The following is a 19,327-nucleotide window of genomic DNA, read 5'->3' as shown; positions in this document are numbered from 1 at the left end:
CAGCGCGCCGCGCCCGCCGCTGCAGGCGCTGGTGGACGCGGCGCGCGCCGCCAGGCCCGGCTGGGCGCCCAAGTCGGTCTCGTTCAGCGACGACGACCCCGACGCCGTGGGCGTGCGCGTCGGCCCGCCCGGCGAGCCCAGGCTGCGCAACGGCGCCACCGTCCAGTTCGACGCCGCCACCGGCGCCACGCGCAAGCCCGGCCCGCCCGGCGAGACCTTCAGCGGCTTCATCCTCAAGCTGCACCTGAACCTGTTCCTGGGCCTGCCGGGCCAGTTCTTCATCGGCTTCATCGGCGTGCTGCTGGTGGCCAGCCTGGTCAGCGGGCTGGTGCTGTACGGCCCGTTCATGCGCAAGCTGGCCTTCGGCCTGCTGCGCTTCGGCAAGCCGGTGCGCGTGGTGCAGGCCGACCTGCACAACCTGTTCGGCATCGTGGTGATGGTGTGGGCGCTGGTGGTCGGGCTGACCGGCACCTTCCTGTCGTTCTCGCCGCTCATCATCGGCCTGTGGCAGAAGACCGAGCTGCAGCACCTGATCGCCACCCTGCCCGGCCCCGCGCCGGGCGCGCTGGTGCCGGTGGACCGCGCGCTGGACGCGGCCCGCGCCGTGGTGCCTGGCAAGGACCCGGCCTTCGTGTTCTATCCCGGCACCGAGTTTTCCACGGGCCGCCACTACGGCGTGGTGCTGCGCGGCCATACCGAGCTGCAGAAGCGCGTGTACGCCATCGTGCTGGTCGATGCCGGCGACGGCAAGGTGGCCGCGGTGCGCGGCATGCCGTGGTACCTGCAGGTGCTGCTGCTGTCGGCGCCGTTCCATTTCGGCGACTACGCCGGGCGGCCGCTGCAGGTGCTGTGGGCGCTGCTCACGGCCATCACCGCCGGCGCCACCGTGACCGGCTTCATCTTCTGGCTCAAGCGGCCGCGCCGCGGCGCCGCCGGCGCGCGCGCACCGCAGCCGCAGCCGCCGCAGCTTTCGGGGGACCAGGCATGAAGGACACGGACGTGAACGACCGGAATGGCGGGCGCCTGATGCGCGACACCTGGCCGATGCCGGTCCTGCTCGGCCTGCTCTCGCTGGGCGGGCTGGCGGCGGGCATCTTCGGCGACGGCGCCTGGGACTGGCTGTGCTGGCTGGGGCTGGCCGTGCCGGTCGGCGTCACCGCGCGGCTGCTGTGGCGGCAGTGGCGCCAGTTCCGCGCCTGCCGCCGCGCGCCGGCAGGCGCATCGGCGCGCGGCGATGCCGGTGCCGATGAGGTGGAAGGATCCGAAATCTGAATAGCGCCGCTGAATAACGCCGGACAGGCGCGGCATCAGCGGGCCGCCACCGGGACCGTCTGCGCGACGGCTTCCATTTTCCCCGCGCGCGCCTGCGGCAGCGGACAGGTCCCGCAGTGCCCCTCGCCGGGCAGCCGGTGGTTCAGGCAGCAGATGCGCCGCAGCGGCGCCACGCCCGGCGTGCCGGGCTCCCTGCCCGGCCGGAAGGCGCCGTGGTACGGATTGGCGATGCCGCCGTCCGACACCGCCTGGCCGATCCACGCCGCCACTTCCGCGCGCGCCGGCGCGCCCAGCGCCGGATGCGCGGCCAGTTGCCGCGCCACGCCGGCCGCGGCGACCCCGCCCGTGCACCACAGCAGGCGCGGCGACACCTTCGCTACCGCCGACAGCGCCGCCACCACGCCGGGCAGATGCGCGTTCACCAATGGCGCCAGCAGGTCCGGCAGCGGCGCCTGCCGGCATTCGCCTTCGTCCGGCAGCAGCAGGCAGGCCAGCAGGCCGTCGGCCGCGCCGTGCCAGATTGCCTGCGGCGCGTCGAACGGCAGTTGCCGGCGCAGCAGCGCGGCCGCCACCAGCGCGCTGGGCAGCAGCGCCAGCGTGTAGTCGCGGAACCAGGCGGCGGCCAGCGCGCGCAGGTCGCCGCAGCCCAGCGCGCGCGCCTGCCGCGCGAGGCAGTCGCGCGCCTGCGGCTGGCCGAAGGCGCCCTGCCACGGCGCGCCGCCGGCCGGAGCTGCCGGCCGCGCGGCGGCGGCCACGCCCACGCGCTCGCCGAACGGGCGCAAGGCCCCGGCGAAGAACGGGGCCAGCGAAGCAATCATCGGATCTCCTGACGTGACGGCGCGGCCATGCCGGCAAGGCCGCCCACGTCACCGTGACGAAGCGCGCCGCCGGAAATTTAAGGCGCCGCCGCCGCGCGGGCGATGCGCGGCCGCCGCTAACTTTCGCCGCGCGCCGCGCGTCTATCCAGCAGTGCCCGCCACCTTCCGCCACCTCCGCGACCCCATGACGCTTCTCTCCTCCCTGCCGCGCAAGCTGCGCCTCACCATCGTCCTGGCCGCCGCGGCCAGTCTGGCCGCCGGCCTGTGCTCGGTGGGCATGATCGCGGTCATCAACCGCGTGCTGGCCACGCAGGGCGCCGAGGCCGCGCGGCTGGCGCTGCCGTTCGCGGCGCTGGCGCTGGCCGTGCTGGCGTGCCGCACGCTGGCCTCCACGCTGTTCGTGCAGGTCAGCCAGAGCGCGCTGGCGCGCATCCGCGCGCAGATCTGCGCGCGCTTCATCGGCGCGCCCTACGCGCATATCGAGCAGACCGGCAACGCGCGCGTGCAGGCCGCGCTGGCCGACGACAGCACCCACGTGGCCAACGGCCTGTCGGTGATCCCGGTGGTGCTGACCAACGCGATGGTGGTGCTGGGCTGCCTGGGCTACCTGGCGTGGCTGTCGTGGCAGACCTTCGCCGTGGCCTGCGCCATCATCCTGGCGGGCTCGTGGTTCTACCACCGCAACCACCGCCGCGCGCTGGTGCACCTGAAGCAGGCCAGCGCCGCGCAGGACGTGCTGCATGGCCAGTTCAAGGCGCTGGTGGCGGGCGCGCGCGAGCTCAAACTCAACCAGGACAAGCAGCACAGCTTCCTGCGCGACGGGCTGGAAGCCTCGCTGGAGGCGGTGCGCGGCGCGCGCACGCGCGGGCTGTCGATCTTCTTCGTGGCGCTGGGCTTCGGCAGCTTCCTGTTCTTCGCGGTGATCGGCGGCGTGCTGTTCATGCCGCGCGCCACGCCGCTGGCGCCGGCGGTGATGACCGGCTTCACCATCATGTTCCTGTACATCATGTCGCCGCTGGAGTCGCTGCTCAACGCGCTGCCGGCGCTGAGCATGGGGCGCCTGGCCTACGCGCGCATCGAGGCGCTGGGCGCCGACACCGAGCCGGAAGCGCCCGCGCGCGCTCTGCCCGCGGCGCCGTTCGTCTCGGTGGCGCTGGCCGGCGCCAGCCACCGCTATTTCCACGAGGCCGAGAACAGCTTCTTCGCGCTGGGCCCGCTCGACCTGGAGCTGCGCGCCGGCGAGATCGTGTTCCTGGTGGGCGGCAACGGCAGCGGCAAGACCACGCTGGCCAAGCTGCTGGCCGGGCTCTACCCGGCGCTGGCCGGCGAGGCGCGCCACAACGGCGCGGCGGTCGACCCGGCCCACCTGGCGGACTACCGCGCGCTGTTCTCCGCGGTGTTCTCCGATTTCCACCTGTTCGAGACCCTGCTGGCGCACGACCCGCGCGACGAGGCGCTGGCCAACCGCCTGATCGAGCGCTTCCAGCTCGGCCACAAGGTCAGCGTGCGCGCCGGGCGCTTCACCACGCAGGCGCTGTCGCAGGGCCAGCGCAAGCGGCTGGCGCTGATCGTGGCCTGCCTGGAGCGGCGCCCGGTGCTGGTGCTCGACGAATGGGCGGCCGACCAGGACCCGCTGTTCAAGGAGATCTTCTACCGCGAGGTGCTGCCCGAGCTGCGCGCGCAGGGCAAGGCGGTGCTGGTGATCTCGCACGACGACCGCTACTTCGGCGTGGCCGACCGCGTGATCAAGATCGAGAACGGCCAGATCGCGCGCGACGGCGGCACGCCCGCGCCGCAGGCCGCCCCGCCGGCGCATCGGCACGACGCCCTGGCGGCGCCGGCCGCCTGAGCGCCCGCGCCGCCGCTCCACCATTCCACGGACCCGATTTCCCATGCCACTGCATCCCGACCTCGAAGCGCTGCTCGACATGGTGGAAAGCGCCACCGCCAGCGGCAAGCGCCCCGCCATCCATCACCTGACGCCGGCCCGGGCGCGCCGCGAATTCGACGACGCGTCCGGCGCGCTCGACCTGCCGCCAGTGCCGCTGGCGCGCGTGGAAACGCTGACGCTGCCCACGCGCGACGGCGGCCATATCGGCGCGCGGCTGTTCGCGCCGCGCGCGGCGCACGCGGGGCCGCCGCTGCCGGTGCTGCTGCATTTCCACAGCGGCGGCTTCACCGTGGGCAGCCTGGACTCGCACGATTCGCTGTGCCGCTCGCTGGCCGCGCGCACGCCGTGCGCGGTGCTGTCGGTGGCCTACCGGCTGGCGCCCGAGCACCGCTTCCCGTGCGCCGCCGACGACGCAGTGGACGCGCTGGCCTGGCTCGGCGCGCACGGCGCGGCGCTCGGACTGGACACCGCGCGCATCGCCATCGGCGGCGACAGCGCCGGCGGCACCCTGGGCGCCATGCTGGCGCTGGCCGCGCGCGACGACCCGGCGCTGCCGCAGCCGTGCCTGCAAGTGCTGTGCTACCCGGGCCTGGGCGGGCGCCAGGACACGCCCTCGCACCAGCGCTATGGCCACGGCTACCTGCTCGACAGCGAGACCATCGACTGGTTCTACCGCCAGTACCTGCGCGACGAGCGCGACCGCCTCGACTGGCGTTTCGCGCCGCTGCTGGCGCCCGACCACCGCGGCGTGGCGCCGGCGCTGCTGGTGCTGCCCGAGTGCGATCCGCTGCTGGACGAAGGCCGCGCCTATGCGCGCAAGCTGGCCGAGGCCGGCGTGGCGGTGACGCTGCGCGAATACCCGGGCATGGTCCACGAGTTCCTGCGCATGGGCAATATCGTCGGCGAGGCCGAAGACGCGCACGACGACATCGCGCGGGCGCTGGCGCAGGCGTTCGGGCTGGCCGGCGCGGAGCCGGACGCCGTGGCGCGGGCGGCCTGACCGCGCCGGCCGCCGGACTGGCCGGACTAAATTCGCGCGCGCGCGCCTCGTCTCGGTAGGGAAGGCGCGCGCGGCATGCCGCCGCCGCGCGCCGGCCCCGACCGCATCGCACCGCATTCAATCGCATCGCCAGGATTCGCCATGTCGACCCCGACTTCCGCCGCAACGCCCGCTATTACTCCCGACGCCACGCCCGACGCCGTCAAACCCTTCGCGCGCTTCCGCTCCTTCGCCGCGCAGCCGGACGGCGGCTGCGAGAGCCGCTTCGACGGCGCGCGGCTCACGGTGTCGCGCGATGGCGCCACGCTGGCCAGCTTCGCCTTCGACGGCGGCACGCTGCGCCTGCGCGAAAGCGCGCTGGACGATGACGCGCTGGCGCGCGCCACGCTGGCCGCGCTGGATGCCTGCTTCGCCCACGGCGCGCCGCGCGCGCTGCCCGTGCAGCTGGAAGCGCGCGGCTGCGAGCGCGCGCTGCTTGAGCGCGGCGCGCTGGTGCGGGACGCCGCGCGCGGCACGGTGGCGCTGGCCGAGATGCTGTGGCAGTTGCCCGAACTGTGGATGGCGCCCACGCCCGGCGCCTACCCGCTGCGCTACGCGCTCACCGCCGGCCGCCGCCATCCGCTGCGCCCGCCCAAGCCGGGCGGCGTGGTCTACGCCCGCCACATCCCGTGGCTGGGCCGGACGCTGACGCTGCGCGCGGCCACGCTGGAACAGGACCTGCCGCTGCTGCACCGCTGGATGAACGACCCCGACGTGGCCTACTTCTGGCAGGAGGAAGGCGACGAGGCCAGGCACCGCGCCTACCTGCAGGGGCTGCTCGACGACCCGCACATGCTGCCGCTGATCGCCGCGTTCGACGACCAGCCGTTCGGCTACTTCGAGGTGTACTGGGCCAGGGAGAACCGCATCGCGCCGTTCTACGACGCGCAGGACCACGACCGCGGCTGGCACGTGCTGATCGGCGAGCCGGCGTTCCGCGGCAAGTCGTTCCTGACGGCGTGGTTCCCCGCCATCCAGCACTACCAGTTCCTGGACGACGCGCGCACCCAGCGCATCGTCGGCGAGCCGCGCGCCGACCACGCGCGCCAGATCGCCAACCTCGACAAAGCCGGCTTCTCCAAGATCAAGGAATTCGATTTCCCGCACAAGCGCGCCATGCTGGTGATGCTGCTGCGCGAACGTTTCTTCGGCGAGCACCTGCTGCTGCCCGCCGCCAACCCCGCCCCCGCCAGTGCCAGCACGCCCGGCGCCTGATCCGCGCCGCCACGCTGCGCTTTCCGTGACCCATCCATCAAGGACCGAACTCATGACGCTACGCGACGCATCCACCGCCGTCCACGACCTGGTCGGCATCGGCTTCGGGCCGTCCAACCTGGCGCTGGCCATCGCCCTGCAGGAACAGGCCGGCGCGGGCCGCCCGCTCGACGCGCATTTCCTGGAAAAGCAGCGCACCTACCACTGGCACGGCAACACGCTGGTGGCGCAGAGCGAGATGCAGATCTCCTTCCTCAAGGACCTGGTGTCGATGCGCAATCCCACCAGCCCGTACAGCTTCGTCAACTACCTGCACCGCCACGGGCGGCTGGTGGACTTCATCAACCTGCGCACGTTCTACCCGAGCCGGCTGGAGTACGACGACTACCTGCGCTGGGCCGCCGGCCACTTCGCCGAGCAGTGCAGCTACGGCGAGGAAGTGGCCCGCATCGAGCCCGAGCGCCACGGCGACGCCATCACGCGCGTGCGCGTGGTCTCCACCGACGCCGCGGGCCGCGAGCGCGCGCGCGACGCGCGCGCCATCGTGCTGTCCACCGGCGGCACGCCGCGCATTCCCGAGGTCTTCGCCGGCCTGCGGGGCGACGCGCGGCTGTGCCACCATTCCGGCTACCTCGACTGGATCGGCCGCCAGCCGTGCGCCGGCGGCAAGCCCATGCGCATCGCCGTGATCGGCGCCGGCCAGAGCGCGGCCGAGGCCTTCATCGACCTGCACGACAGCTACCCCGGCGTGAAGGCCGACCTGATCGTGCGCGGCGCCGCGCTCAAGCCGGCCGACGACAGCCCGTTCGTCAACGAGATCTTCGCGCCGACCTATACCGACGTGGTCTACGAGCAGGCCCAGGCCGGGCGCGACCGGCTGATCCAGGCATACCTGAACACCAACTACTCGGTGATCGACGCCGACCTGATCGAGCGCATCTACGCGCTGCTGTACCGGCAGAAGGTCAGCGGCCAGTTCCGCGTCAACCTGCTGACCTGCAAGACGGTGGTGGCCGCCCACGCGGCGCCGGCCGGCATCGAGCTGACCATCGCCGACACCGCGCCGGCCGGCAGCGAAGCCACCGAGACGCGCCGCTACGACGCGGTGGTGCTGGCCACCGGCTACGAGCGCGAGAACCACCGCCGCCTGCTGGCGCCGCTGGCGCCCTACCTGGGCGATTTCACCGTGGACCGCAGCTATCGCGTGCAGGCCGCGCCCGAGCTGGCGGTGCCGGTCTACCTGCAAGGCTTCTGCCAGAGCAGCCACGGCCTGAGCGACACGCTGCTCTCGGTGCTGCCGGCGCGCGCCGAGGAGATTGCCAGCGCGCTGTACGACGCGCTGACGCCGGGCCGCCAGGACGGCGCCGCCGCACGCCACGCGCGCGCGGCCGAGCTCGGCGCGCTGCGGGCCTAGGCCGCCGCGCCGTGCACCCCCGGCATGCCCGGGGGTGCCGCGGAACGGCCGGCCGGTCGCGGAAAGTCGCGGGAAATTGGTCGATGGCGGCGGCGCGGCGCATGGCCGGCTTCCGCACGCTATTCCCGCATCCCTCCGGCACCACTGCCGAAAGCGCTCACGACCTGGCGCAGGACCTCCGCGGATTCGTGCAGCGACGCCGCGGCCGAAGCCGCCTGCTCGACCAGCGCGGCATTGTGCTGCGTCATCTCGTCCATCTGGACGATGGTCTCGTGCACCTGCGCAATGCCCGTGGCCTGCTCACGGCTGGCGCCGGTGATGTCCCCCACGATGCGCGTCACGCGCCCGACGCTCTCCACCACGTCCCGCATGGTCGTGCCGGCCTGATCGACCAGCACGGTGCCGCTGTCCACGCGGCTGGTGGAACTCTCGATCAGATGCTTGATGTCGCGGGCGGCCGTGGCCGAGCGTTGCGCGAGGCCGCGCACTTCCGACGCCACGACGGCGAAACCGCGGCCGTGCTCGCCGGCGCGCGCCGCCTCCACCGCCGCGTTCAACGCGAGAATGTTGGTCTGGAACGCGATCCCTTCGATGACGCCGATGATGTCGACCACCTCCTTCGCGCTCTGCGCGATCCCCTGCATGGTATCGACGACCTGGGCGACCACGGCGCCGCCTTCGCGCGCCACGGTCGAAGCCGCGTCGGCGAGCCGGCTCGCGTCCTGGGCATGTTCGGCGTTCTGCTTCACGATGCGCGCGAGCGTTTCCATCGAGGCGGCGGTTTCCTGCAGGCTGCCGGCCTGGACTTCGGTTCTCCGGCTCAGGTCGGCGTTGCCGCTGGCGATCTCCATTGCCGCCCGTTCGACACCCGATGCGCTGGCGCCGACGTCCCGCATGGCGATTTCCATCTTCGCAATGGTGGACTTGAGCACGGTCGCGATCGGCGCGGTGACCGGGATGTGCCCGACGTCGAGGCAGATCCTGCCGCCGCGATCCACCTGGCCGACGATTGCCGACAGTTCCGCCGCCTCCAGGGCCGCGACGCGCAGCCGCCGGGCGAGAAACATCTCGACGGCGGTCTGCATGACGACATAGGCCGCATGCAGCAACGTGCGCGGCAGATTCGCGCTCTCGGTGCAGAACACCATGAAGTTCAGCGCCTGGAGCCGGTCGAACGCGAGATGATGCACCGCGAACAGCCCCGCCGCGAGCAGCAGCACGCCCACGTCGCGGTAGACCAGGAGCAGCCCGAGCAGCACGAATACCCCGAAATGGAATTCGGTGGCCCCGTGGGCAAGCTGGATATGCAGCGCCACGAGAACGACATTGCAGATGGTGAGCAGGCTGCGGGACAGCGCCGTGCCGCGCGCCTGGAAGAACGCGGCGCTGCCCACCAGCAGGGACAAGCCGCCGCCGGTCAGGGCCAGCCCCGTCTGCGCGTAGTACAGCCCGATCAGCCATGCCACCACGACGGAACAGACCAGCGTGAAGTACATGATGGCGTCGGCCTGCCGCGCCATGTCGCGCAGCGCCAGGCTCGGGACGCGCGCCTGAGGGCCGCAGGCGCGCGGCAGCGCGGCATGGGCCGGGGGAGTGATAAAGGCAATGCCGCTGTTCATGCGTATTCTTGATGGCCAGAAGGTAAAGGGGATGCCCTGACGAGCAAGTCCCCTTCCGTTATCAAGTTAACGGAAGGCTAAGTGGAAACCCTTAGAAGGCAATTGTGAAAAACTGTGAACGCGCATTCGCCGGGCGCGATGTCGGCGCCTGAGGTCGACGCCTGACATCGGCGCCTGACGCGAATCCGCGCGGGGCTTCCGGCGCCCCAGGCCGCCGCGCCGCCGTACACGGCGCCACGGCAACCGGGTACAGTGCTGGCTGGTTGCCTTTGTGCCCCGGACGTTATCGAACGACCCTCTTCCGGCAGTGACTTGCCCGCAACCCGCGGCATGCCCCGACGCGCGCCAGCCGGCGGCGGCCTTTGCGCCAGGCGAGCCGGCGGGCATTCGCCGGCCCGGACATAACGACGTTTTTCGACATGCTTCACGGAGGCCGATCATGGACGCTCCCGTCAAGGACGCTCCCGCCCCGCCTGCCGCATCGCCACGGCGCCATCCGCTGTCGCGGGCGATGGCCGGCGCGGCCCGGATGATCGGCAACCACCCGTATGCGGTGGGCATGGCGGGAACGCTGGCCGCCATCGTGGTGATGATCGTGCCGCTCGCGATGATGGCGGTCAGCCGCCATGAGGTCATCGATCACGCGCGCGAAACCTCGGAGAACCTGAATTCGATCATCGCGCTCGATCTCGAACGCAATTTCCGGTTCTACGACGTTCAGCTCCAGGATCTGGTCCGCAGCGTGGAAGCGCTGCGGGCGTGGCCACTGTCCACCGGCCTGCAAGACCGGGCGCTGTTCCGCAGCCTGCCCGACAGCGCCTATGTCGACGGCAAGTTCATTGTCGACGCGTCCGGCCGGATCCTCGCCTCATGGGACGGCAAGGAAACGGACCCCGCCTTGCGGCTGAGCGACCGCGACTATTTCTTCAGGCAACGGCACAACCCGTCGGCGGGCCTGGTCGTTTCGCATCCGTTCCGCTCGCGGATCAACGACGGCAAGCTGGCCATCGCGCTGACGCGCCGCATCAACGGCCCGGACGGATCGTTTGCGGGCATTGCCTTCTTCGAGGTACGCCTCGAATTCTTCCAGCGGCTGTTCGACAGGATAAACGTGGTGGCGCCGGGGATCGTCGAGATCCTGCTCGACGACGGCACGGTGCTGGCCGCAAAGCCGTTCTCGGAGAGTAGAGTCGGCACCAGCGTGGCCGGCTTGCCGGCGTTCAGGCCGATGGCCGCGCGCGGCAGCGGTTCGGTGATCGCGACCGGGACAGGCGCGATCGAGCGCCTGTATACGTACCGGCACGTTCCGGACTTGCCGCTCATTGCCGTGGTCGCCCCGTCGATGGAGGATGTGGCCGGGCGATGGCGCCGGCAATTCGTCGTGACGGCCTGTGTCGCCGGCCTGTGGGGCATGGTGCTGATCGCCGGGGCGTGGCTGCTTGCCTACACGCTGCGCGACAAGTTGCGCGCGGAGGCCGAGCTGACGCGTCTTGCCACCACCGATCCGCTCACCAGGCTGGACAACCGGCGCACGCTGGATGAGCGGCTTCAGGGCGAATGGGACCGCGCGGTGCGCGACAAGAACGAGATGTCCATCCTGTTCATCGACATCGACCGCTTCAAGCTGTTCAACGACACGTACGGGCACGCCGCGGGCGACGAGATTCTCGCCACCGTGGCGAAATGCATTGCCGAGTCTGTGAGGCGATCGGTGGACGTGGCGGCCCGGTACGGCGGCGAGGAGTTCACGGTCGTGCTGCCCGGCACCGGGCACGACGGCGCCGTGCGGGTGGCGGAAACGATCCGCGGCAATGTCGAGGCCCTCGACATCTCGAATCGCGGCAGCGAAACGGGACGGCTGACGCTCAGCATCGGATGCGCGAGCTGCCGGCCCATCGACGGCGGCAGCCCGGAGAAACTGGTTTCGATCGCGGACGAACAGTTGTACGAGGCCAAGTCCTCCGGCCGGAATCAGGTACGTGCGGTCGTCGCCAAGGCGATGACGGCGCAGCCGGCGCCGCAGGATTAGCGCGACCGGCCCCGAAGCTAAAGAATCCGCCCGGCCTGCCGTTGATATTTTTCACGGAGGAAGACGCCGCTTTTTTTTTGCATTACCGGAATTCCGGCCGTTCCCGACTCGCCTCGACATGGACGGCCGGGCCCGTTCAGCCCGTCATCGACCGTAGTGGAAAGGATTCCCGCACATGGGAGGATTCAAGCACATCTTTATCGACCCGTCCGCGGACATCCCGTTCCTGCACGGCACCTACGACGCGGGGCTGGTCGTGCTGTCGGTGCTGGTGGCGGCGTTCTCGTCCATCATGGCGCTGCAGATCGCCCACATCGCCCGCGGCGCCGAAATCCCCCTGCATCGCCACATCGCCATCGGCACCGGCGCGATCTCGCTGGGCGGCGGCATCTGGACCATGCACTTCATCGGCATGCTGTCGTTCCAGCTGTGCACCGCGGTTCACTACGGCACCGGCCTGACCCTGCTGTCCATCGTGCCCGCGCTTGCCGCGTCATGGGTCGCGCTGCGCAAGCTCTCGCTGCCCGAGGTCACGGCGCGGCAGGTATGCGTCTCCGGCACGCTGGTCGGCCTGGGCATCGCCGCGATGCACTACAGCGGCATGGCGGCCATGCAGATGAGCCCGCTGCTGCGCTATGACCCGCTCCGCTTCGCGCTGTCCGTCGTGCTGGCGGCCGGGCTGTCGATCCTGGCGATCTGGATCCGCTTCGGGCTCAACCGGTCGCGCCTCGGCGCGCTGCAGCGCCTCCTGGCCGGCGGCGGCGTCATGGGGCTGGCCATCGCGGGCACCCATTACGTGGGCATGTCGGCGGCCCGTTTCATCGGCCAGCCGGGCACGCCCGCCACGGGCATGATCCTCGACACCACGTTCGCGTCGCTGGCCCTGTCCACCTTCACGATCACCGTCACCGTCCTGGTGTTCGCCGCCAACGGCCTGATCCGCTATCGGCTGCTGTTCCGCAAGATGGGCGAGAGCGAGTCGCGCATCCGCGCCATCGTCGAGACCGCCGTGGACGGCATCATCACCATCGACAGCCGCGGCATCATCCAGGCGTTCAACCAGTCCGCCGAGCGCCTGTTCGGCTGGCAGGCGCACGAGGTCATCGGCCGCAACATCAAGATGCTGATGCCGGAGCCGGACCAGTCCCGCCACGACGAGTACCTGGACAATTACCTGACGTCCGGGGTGCCCAGGATCATCGGCTCGGGCCGCGAGGTCGAGGGCCTGCACAAGGACGGCACCCTGATCCCCATCCGGCTCGCCGTGGGACGGGTCGAGCTGCCCGGCGCGCCGCTGTTCGTCGGCTTCGTGACCAACATCGCCGAGCGCCGCAATCTCGAGAAATCGCTGCGCGAGGCGGCCGAGCGGGCCGAGCAGGCGGCCTCGGCCAAGAGCACCTTCCTCGCCAACATGAGCCACGAGATTCGCACGCCGATGAACGCCATCATCGGCTTCACCGAATTGCTCCTCAAGGGCGAGCTGACGCCGCTGCAGCGCAGCCACCTGACCACCATCCGGCAATCGTCCCGCTCCCTGCTGGGACTGCTCAACGATATCCTCGACACGACCCGGCTGGAGAAAGGCGCGCTCGAACTGGAGACCATCGACTTCTCGCTGAAGGAAGTCACCGAACACATCCTGGCCTCGCTGCGCCTGAGCGCCCAGGCCAAGAACCTGGCTCTGACGATGGTCTACCCGGAGGACATGGAGCGGTATTTCAAGGGCGACCCGCTGCGCATCCAGCAGGTGCTGACCAACCTGATCGGCAACGCCATCAAGTTCACCGAGCGCGGCGCGGTCACGGTCGAGTTCCGGCCCGAGAACGGCCTCGTGCACATCCGGGTCAGGGACACCGGCATCGGCATGAGCAGCCAGCAACTGCAGACCATCTTCGATCCGTTCTCCCAGGCCGATGCCAGCATCGGCCGCCGCTTCGGCGGCTCGGGACTCGGCACCACCATCGCCCGGCAGCTGGTGGAGCTGATGGCGGGCTCGATCTACGCCGACAGCGTGCCCGGCGAGGGCAGCGTGTTCCACGTGCTGCTGCCGCTGCGCCACGGCGCGAGGCCGGGCGCGCAGCCGGCGGACGCCGGCGCCGTCGCGCTGCCGCCGCTGGACATCCTGATTGCCGACGACGTGCCGCAGAACCTGGAGCTGCTGACGCTGATGCTGGCCGGGCGCGGCCACAAGGTCACGGCGGCCGGCGACGGCGACGAGGTGGTCCGCCTGGCGCTGTCGCGCCGCTTCGATCTCGTGCTGATGGACATGCACATGCCCGGCATGGACGGCCTGTCGGCAACCCGCCTGATCCGCCAGCGCGAGCAGGCCGCGAACGCCGCGCCCACCCCCGTCATCGCGCTGACCGCCAGCGTGATGGACTCCGACCGGCGCGCCGCGCGCGAAGCGGGCATGAACGGCTTCGCGGCGAAGCCGCTCGACCCGCCCAAGCTGCTGGCGGAGATCGCGCGCGCCCTCGGCCTGGACGCCACGCCGCCACACGCCGGGCCGGACCCGCAGAAGCCGGACGAGCACCGCCACCTGATCGACTGGACGCTGGGCGTTTCGCTGTGGGGCGGCAAGGCGCGCCTGGCGCAGGCGCTGCGCACGTTCCTGGCCGAGGCGGCGGCGCGGCATCCGCTGCCCGACGAGAATGCGCCGCACATCGACTGGGACGCCGCCATGTTCAGCCTGCACGGCATCCGCGGCGCCGCCGGCAACCTCGCCCTGCCGCGCGTCACCGAGCTGGCGAGCACGCTGGAGGACAAGATCCGTGGCGGCGCGCGGGAAGAGGTCCGGCCGCAGCTGACCCGGCTGCGCGACATGCTGGCCGACGCCGCGGAGGAATTGCGGCAGTCCGGCACGCTCGCGCCGGCGCCTTCCGTGGCACCTTCCCCGGCACCCTCCGCATCGCCCTCGGCGGCCGCGCCCGTGGCGCCGGCCCCCGGTCCCTGCGACGAGGCGGACGACGAGGAAACGTGCCGGCAGATGGAGGACCTGCTCGCCTGCCTGGAGCGCAGCGAGCTGAACGCGCCGGCCCTCGACGCCGTGAACGCGTGGCTGCGCCGGCGCGGCGAACACACCCGGTGCGAGGCGCTGAACGACGCCATCGACGCCTTCGACTTCGCGCAGGCCGCGGCCCTCGCGCGGCGAATCCTGGAGAGCCTGGCCAGGCGCCCGTCCGGCAGCACCATATGAGAAAACTCACCGACCCCCGCCAGACCCTGCTGCTGGTGGACGACGAACCCACCAACCTGCAGTTGCTGCGCCACACGCTCCAGGACGACTACCGCCTGTTCTTCGCCAGGGACGGGGAAAAGGCCATCGCGCTGGCCCGCGCCGAGCAGCCCGACCTGATCCTGCTGGACGTGATGATGCCGGGAATCTCGGGCTACGAAGCCTGCCAGGTGCTGAAGCAGTCGCCGGCGACCGCCTGCATCCCGGTCATCTTCGTCTCGGCCCTTTCCCGGGAGGCCGACGAGCAGCGCGGCTTCGACCTGGGCGCGGTGGACTACATCAACAAGCCGTTCAGCCCCGCCATCGTCAAGGCGCGCGTGCGCAACCACCTGTCGCTGATCCGGGTCCATGCGCTGCGCGAGACCCGGCTGCAGATCGTCCAGTGCCTGGGCGTGGCGGCCGAGTACAAGGACAACGAGACCGGGCGGCACGTCATCCGCATGAGCTACTACGCGCACACGCTCGCGCTCGCCGCCGGCTACAGCCAGGCGGCGGCCGACGACCTGCTGCATGCGGCGGCCATGCACGACGTCGGCAAGATCGGCATCCCCGACACCATCCTGCAAAAGCCGGGTAAGCTTACCGAGCAGGAATGGCAGGTCATGCGCGAGCACACCACGATCGGCGGCCGGATCATCGGCACGCACGAGGCGGGCGGCCTGTTGCACATGGCGCGCGTCATCGCCGAGAATCACCATGAGAAGTGGGACGGCAGCGGCTATCCGCGCGGCCTCAGGGGCGAGGAGATTCCCCACGTCGCGCGCATCGTCGCGCTGGCCGACGTGTTCGACGCGCTCACGAGCGTGCGCCCGTACAAGGCGGCGTGGCCGATCGGGGACGCGGTGGAGCACATCCGGCGCAGCAGCGGCTCGCACCTCGATCCCGAGCTGGTATCGCTGTTCCAGCAATGCCTGCCGGCGATCCTGGAGATCCGCGAACGCTGGGCCGACGCATCCCCGCCGGCGCCCGCCCCGGAACCGTAGCGCCGGGCATCCGGGGACGGCACGCAGAAGAAGCACAAGAGACGCGGCACGGGAGAGGAGCAAGATGATGCAACTGCAGTTGCTGGCAAGATTTCGGCGGCTCTGGTCGGTCGAGCGCGACAACCCGGCGTTGCTGAAGGCCCAGTACAGGGCGTTCTCCCGGAAGATCCCGCTGATGTATTTCGTCCTGCTGGTCAACAGCTGGGCGCTGGCCTTCACCCATCTCGACGCCGCGCCGCGCTGGCTGGCGGTCTACTGCCCCATCGCGCTCAGCGCGCTCTGCGTCGCGCGCTTCGCCTACTGGCACCGGATGCGGCACACCGAGCCGACCGCGGACATGGCCTGGCGGGCGCTGGTGCTCACCAACCGCTTCTCCGTCCCGGTGGCGGTCAGCTTCACGGTCTGGGCGGTATTGCTGTTCCCCTACGGCGACGACTACGCGCGCGCCCACGTCGCCTTCTACATGGGCATCACGGTGATCAGCTGCATCTTCAGCCTGATGTACCTGCGCTCGGCCGCGCTCACCACGGCCCTGATCGTCAACGGCACGTTCATCGTGTTCTTTCTCGCCACGGGCATCCCGACGTTCGTCGCGACCGCGGCCAACATCGTGCTGGTCACGGGGGCGATGCTGGCCATCGTCATGAGCCACTACCGGGACTTCACCCGCCTGATCGACGCGCAGGTGCGGGCCGAAGCGCTCGGCAACGAGAACCTGCTGCTGGCGAACCTGGACAGCCTGACCCAGCTCCCCAACCGGCGGAAGTTCTTCGCGCTCCTGAACGCCGCCTGCGACAAGGCGCGCGCCGGCGGCAACCGCTTTGCGGTCGCCATCATCGATCTCGACGGATTCAAGCCGGTCAACGACCTGTACGGCCACGCGCTGGGCGACCGGCTCCTGACGGAGGTCGGCCAGCGCCTGCGTTGCCTGTGCGACGAGCACAGCCACGTCGCCCGCCTGGGCGGCGACGAGTTCGCGCTGATCCTGGGCGACGCGCCGGATGACGCGCAGCTGCAGGCCTTCGGCCAGCGCGTCTGCGCCGTGCTGCACGCGCCGTTCCTGCTTGCCAACACCACCATCCACATCGCCGCGTCGGCCGGGCTCGCCACCTTCCCCGACATGGCGGCCGACGCGACCACGCTGTACGAATACGCGGACTACGCGCTCTACCACGGCAAGCGCAGCAACCGGGGCGCCGTCAGCCTGTTCTCCGCCAGCCACCGGGACCAGCTCCACCGGGACGCGAACATCGAGCAGGCGCTGCGCAAGGCCGATCTCCAGCAGGAACTCTCCGTCCACTTCCAGCCCATCGTCGACGTCCGCAGCGACACCACCATCGCCTTCGAGGCACTCGCGCGCTGGACCAGCCCGATGCTCGGGCGCGTGCCGCCGATGCACTTCATCCCGGTGGCCGAGCGCACGGGCATCGTCGGCCAGTTGACGCGCATCCTGGTGGCCAAGGCGCTGGCGGCGGCGGCGCGCTGGCCCGCCGACGTGCGGCTGTCGCTCAACCTGTCCGCGCACGATCTCGGCTCCGTCGAAAGCGTGCAGAATCTCGTCGCGCTGATCCAGGCGGCGGCGTTCGATCCGCGCCGCCTCGACCTGGAAATCACCGAGACCGCCATGATGTACGACCTCGACCAGACCCGCTGGGCCACCGACCGCCTGCGCCAGCTCGGCTGCGGCATCACGCTCGACGACTTCGGCACGGGGTACTCCAGCCTCAGGCAACTGCACGCCCTCGCGCTGACCAGCATCAAGATCGACCGGAGCTTCGTGACCGGCATCCAGGACAATCCGACCAGCTACAAGATCGTCAGGTCCCTGCTGGCATTGAGCCGCGACATGGGGCTGGGCTGCGTGGTCGAAGGCGTGGAAACCCGGGACGAGATGCGCGTCGTGAAGGAACTGGGCGGGTCGCTGGTGCAGGGCTACCTGTACTCGCGGCCCATGCCGGAATCAGAAACGGGCCCCTGGATTCTCGCCAGCCGCGACGGCGCCGCGATCGCTCCCTGCTGACCAGACCGCCGCCGGCCCGAATGCCGGCCCGAATCCCGGTCCGAACGCCGGCACCGACTCCGGCCCGGCGTCCGCGCCATCCGCGCCGTCCGCAAGCAGCGCTTCCTCCTGCGGCAGGCACAGGACCAGCAGCCAGCCGTTCGCCATCGAGATTTCCTCGACGCGATAGTGCCCGCCGTCATACATCTCGACCGAGATGCTCCGCTGCGGCTGGCTGCGCCGCAGCGTGTCGGCCACCGACAGCCACACCCGGATGTCGTCGGTCTCGATGCGCGGGCCGCACTTGCGCCGGTAGCAGCTATACAGGATGTCGCTGAACGTGCGCGTCTTGGGCAGCACCCCGTACAGCCGGCGGAATACTTCGTTGGCCCAGGCCAGGCGATCCGACGGATCGAAGATCGCCGCGGCGATGCCGCCCAGCTCCAGCCCGACCATCAGCCGCATCCCGGGCGGCAGCGACGGCTCGCCTTTCGCGCCCTTCTTGCGCGCGGACTGGGTATCGGCGAAGGCATGATGGCCGGCGACGACCACGCGGTTCCGGCCCTGCTCCTTGGCGCGGTACAGCATCTGGTCGGCCAGTTGTATCCACTCGTCGCGGCTCGCGAGATCCGGCGTCAGCCCCGCGATGCCGATGCTCACGGTCACGGCGCGCCCTTCCAGGATCGGCTTGTCGCGCAATTCCGCCTGCAGCCGCTTCATGAACAGGCCCGCGTCGTGCGCGGTCGTATGCGGCATCAGGACGACGAATTCCTCGCCGCCGTAGCGCCCGACCACGTCCGACCGGCGGAAGCCGCCCTTGAGCCTCGCCGCGAACCGGCGGATGACCTTGTCGCCGACCGGATGCCCCAGATCGTCGTTGATGCTCTTGAAATGATCGAAGTCGATCATGGCGAGCGCGGCCGGATCGCCGCCGCGCTGGAATCTCAGGTACTCGGTCTGGATGCTGGCGTCGACGTGCCGCCGGTTGTGCAGGCCCGACAGCGCATCGTGCAGGCTCAGCTGGGTCAGTTCCTCGCGCTGCGCCTGCAGGCCGCTGATCGCCCGGTAGGCCCGCTGCCCGACCAGCAGGAGATAAGCGAACAGCAGCAGCGCGCACGCCCACAGCACCGGCATGGAGGGCGCCGGCTGCCACGCCACGCCATAGACGAGCCCGCCCGCCGCGATGCCGCCGGCATGCGCGGCCATGCCGCGCGCGAACTGGCGCCAGCCTCCGGCGATCATGCTGTCCATCGCTTTCAGAGACAGCATCAGGACGCCGGGCAGGAGACTGAAGGCCGTCGCGGCGGTCCACATGCCCACGGCGAAATGGTCCACCAGCAGCGCGCGGCGCTCCGGGCTCACCTGGTCCGCGGCGCGGCCGCGCAGCCAGCGGGCGACGTGCGGCCACGCGACCCCGTGCAGGGCCGGCCCCAGCCAGAACCACCAGGGCGCGCGCCGCTCCAGCAGCACCAGCCCCACGCACAGAAACCCGAGCCCGCAGCCGAGCACGCGCGTGCCATAACTTCCGCGCAGGAAGCTATCCATCCATGTCCTGGGAGGCGCCGGGCGCGCGCCCGTTTTCAGGGCAGGCAACGGAGATGGCGGCCGGGGCCGCATGAGAAGGGGCGCGGGGCAGGCGCCGCCGCGCCGCCGGGGTACGCGCGCGCATCGGCACGCGCGCCGCTACCGGTTTCGCAAACCGAAACCCGTGCGCGCAATTTGCGCCAGACGTGCGGCATGATCCCTGTCCTTTCGATTGCTGGCCACGAACATACCGAGATATGCCGGCGCGCCTTTTTCCGCGCGACTCAAG

General features: G+C 70.8%; 13 protein-coding genes. 10 read left to right on the top strand and 3 right to left on the bottom strand.

The window, feature by feature from the left end:
• Together K206_RS38660 and K206_RS38655 are read left to right on the top strand one after the other, a co-directional pair.
• The coding region (locus K206_RS38660; RefSeq protein ID WP_020203902.1) for a PepSY domain-containing protein at positions 1–988 on the top strand (988 nt) is incomplete at its 5' end.
• 11 nt (positions 989–999) lie between these two features.
• Positions 1,000–1,272, top strand: a complete 273-nt coding sequence (locus K206_RS38655) for a hypothetical protein (protein WP_155888128.1) — start codon at positions 1,000–1,002, stop codon at positions 1,270–1,272.
• Between the two features lie 35 nt (positions 1,273–1,307).
• On the opposite strand, the gene fhuF is transcribed toward K206_RS38655, so the two are convergent.
• Positions 1,308–2,090: a siderophore-iron reductase FhuF gene (gene fhuF / locus K206_RS0118615; RefSeq protein ID WP_020203900.1), complete on the bottom strand. Its 783-nt coding sequence runs from the start codon at positions 2,088–2,090 to the stop codon at positions 1,308–1,310.
• 184 nt (positions 2,091–2,274) lie between these two features.
• Between fhuF and K206_RS0118610 the strand changes: the two genes are divergently transcribed.
• The 4 genes from K206_RS0118610 to K206_RS0118595 all read left to right on the top strand — a co-directional run bounded on the left by K206_RS0118610 (position 2,275) and on the right by K206_RS0118595 (position 7,649).
• Complete coding sequence (locus tag K206_RS0118610; protein WP_020203899.1) at positions 2,275–3,939, top strand: cyclic peptide export ABC transporter; 1,665 nt, start codon at positions 2,275–2,277, stop codon at positions 3,937–3,939.
• Between the two features lie 43 nt (positions 3,940–3,982).
• Complete coding sequence (locus K206_RS0118605) at positions 3,983–4,981, top strand: alpha/beta hydrolase (RefSeq protein WP_020203898.1); 999 nt, start codon at positions 3,983–3,985, stop codon at positions 4,979–4,981.
• Between the two features lie 141 nt (positions 4,982–5,122).
• Entirely contained in the window at positions 5,123–6,235 is a 1,113-nt protein-coding gene (locus K206_RS0118600) for a GNAT family N-acetyltransferase (protein WP_155888127.1), read from the top strand.
• 52 nt (positions 6,236–6,287) lie between these two features.
• Positions 6,288–7,649 carry a lysine N(6)-hydroxylase/L-ornithine N(5)-oxygenase family protein gene (locus K206_RS0118595; RefSeq protein ID WP_020203896.1) on the top strand — a complete coding sequence of 454 codons (1,362 nt, stop codon included), beginning with the start codon at positions 6,288–6,290 and terminating at the stop codon, positions 7,647–7,649.
• Between the two features lie 119 nt (positions 7,650–7,768).
• On the opposite strand, the gene K206_RS44710 is transcribed toward K206_RS0118595, so the two are convergent.
• Positions 7,769–9,268: a methyl-accepting chemotaxis protein gene (locus K206_RS44710; RefSeq protein WP_020203895.1), complete on the bottom strand. Its 1,500-nt coding sequence runs from the start codon at positions 9,266–9,268 to the stop codon at positions 7,769–7,771.
• Between the two features lie 439 nt (positions 9,269–9,707).
• On the opposite strand from K206_RS44710, the gene K206_RS38645 reads away from it, so the two are divergent.
• From K206_RS38645 to K206_RS0118570, 4 genes are all read left to right on the top strand, one after another.
• The gene (locus tag K206_RS38645) at positions 9,708–11,297 is read left to right on the top strand and encodes a diguanylate cyclase (RefSeq protein WP_081651442.1); all 1,590 of its coding nucleotides are present in this window, start codon (positions 9,708–9,710) and stop codon (positions 11,295–11,297) included.
• 175 nt (positions 11,298–11,472) lie between these two features.
• Positions 11,473–14,493, top strand: a complete 3,021-nt coding sequence (locus K206_RS38640) for an MHYT domain-containing protein (RefSeq protein WP_020203893.1) — start codon at positions 11,473–11,475, stop codon at positions 14,491–14,493.
• Positions 14,490–15,515, top strand: a complete 1,026-nt coding sequence (locus tag K206_RS0118575) for a two-component system response regulator (protein WP_020203892.1) — start codon at positions 14,490–14,492, stop codon at positions 15,513–15,515. Before K206_RS38640 ends, K206_RS0118575 begins: the two co-directional genes overlap by 4 nt.
• A 64-nt stretch (positions 15,516–15,579) precedes the next feature.
• The gene (locus tag K206_RS0118570) at positions 15,580–17,535 is read left to right on the top strand and encodes a bifunctional diguanylate cyclase/phosphodiesterase (RefSeq protein WP_020203891.1); all 1,956 of its coding nucleotides are present in this window, start codon (positions 15,580–15,582) and stop codon (positions 17,533–17,535) included.
• Here the strand turns inward: K206_RS0118570 and K206_RS40935 are convergent.
• Positions 17,476–19,059: a sensor domain-containing diguanylate cyclase gene (locus tag K206_RS40935; RefSeq protein ID WP_020203890.1), complete on the bottom strand. Its 1,584-nt coding sequence runs from the start codon at positions 19,057–19,059 to the stop codon at positions 17,476–17,478. The genes K206_RS0118570 and K206_RS40935 overlap by 60 nt on opposite strands.
• Between the last annotated feature and the right edge of the window lie 268 nt (positions 19,060–19,327).

The organism is Cupriavidus sp. WS, assembly GCF_000395345.1.
In the GTDB taxonomy this organism is placed as follows: Bacteria; Pseudomonadota; Gammaproteobacteria; order Burkholderiales; family Burkholderiaceae; genus Cupriavidus; species Cupriavidus basilensis_B.
This window is presented reverse-complemented; position numbering and strand designations above follow the sequence as displayed.

Excerpts from the sequence above, each read along its gene's own strand:
- fhuF (WP_020203900.1), bottom strand. The coding sequence starts at position 2,090 with ATGATTGCTTCGCTGGCCCCGTTCTTCGCCGGGGCCTTGCGCCCGTTC.
- K206_RS0118610 (WP_020203899.1), top strand. The coding sequence starts at position 2,275 with ATGACGCTTCTCTCCTCCCTGCCGCGCAAGCTGCGCCTCACCATCGTC.
- K206_RS0118605 (WP_020203898.1), top strand. The coding sequence starts at position 3,983 with ATGCCACTGCATCCCGACCTCGAAGCGCTGCTCGACATGGTGGAAAGC.
- K206_RS0118600 (WP_155888127.1), top strand. The coding sequence starts at position 5,123 with ATGTCGACCCCGACTTCCGCCGCAACGCCCGCTATTACTCCCGACGCC.
- K206_RS0118595 (WP_020203896.1), top strand. The coding sequence starts at position 6,288 with ATGACGCTACGCGACGCATCCACCGCCGTCCACGACCTGGTCGGCATC.
- K206_RS44710 (WP_020203895.1), bottom strand. The coding sequence starts at position 9,268 with ATGAACAGCGGCATTGCCTTTATCACTCCCCCGGCCCATGCCGCGCTG.
- K206_RS38645 (WP_081651442.1), top strand. The coding sequence starts at position 9,708 with ATGGACGCTCCCGTCAAGGACGCTCCCGCCCCGCCTGCCGCATCGCCA.
- K206_RS38640 (WP_020203893.1), top strand. The coding sequence starts at position 11,473 with ATGGGAGGATTCAAGCACATCTTTATCGACCCGTCCGCGGACATCCCG.
- K206_RS0118575 (WP_020203892.1), top strand. The coding sequence starts at position 14,490 with ATGAGAAAACTCACCGACCCCCGCCAGACCCTGCTGCTGGTGGACGAC.
- K206_RS0118570 (WP_020203891.1), top strand. The coding sequence starts at position 15,580 with ATGATGCAACTGCAGTTGCTGGCAAGATTTCGGCGGCTCTGGTCGGTC.
- K206_RS40935 (WP_020203890.1), bottom strand. The coding sequence starts at position 19,059 with ATGGATAGCTTCCTGCGCGGAAGTTATGGCACGCGCGTGCTCGGCTGC.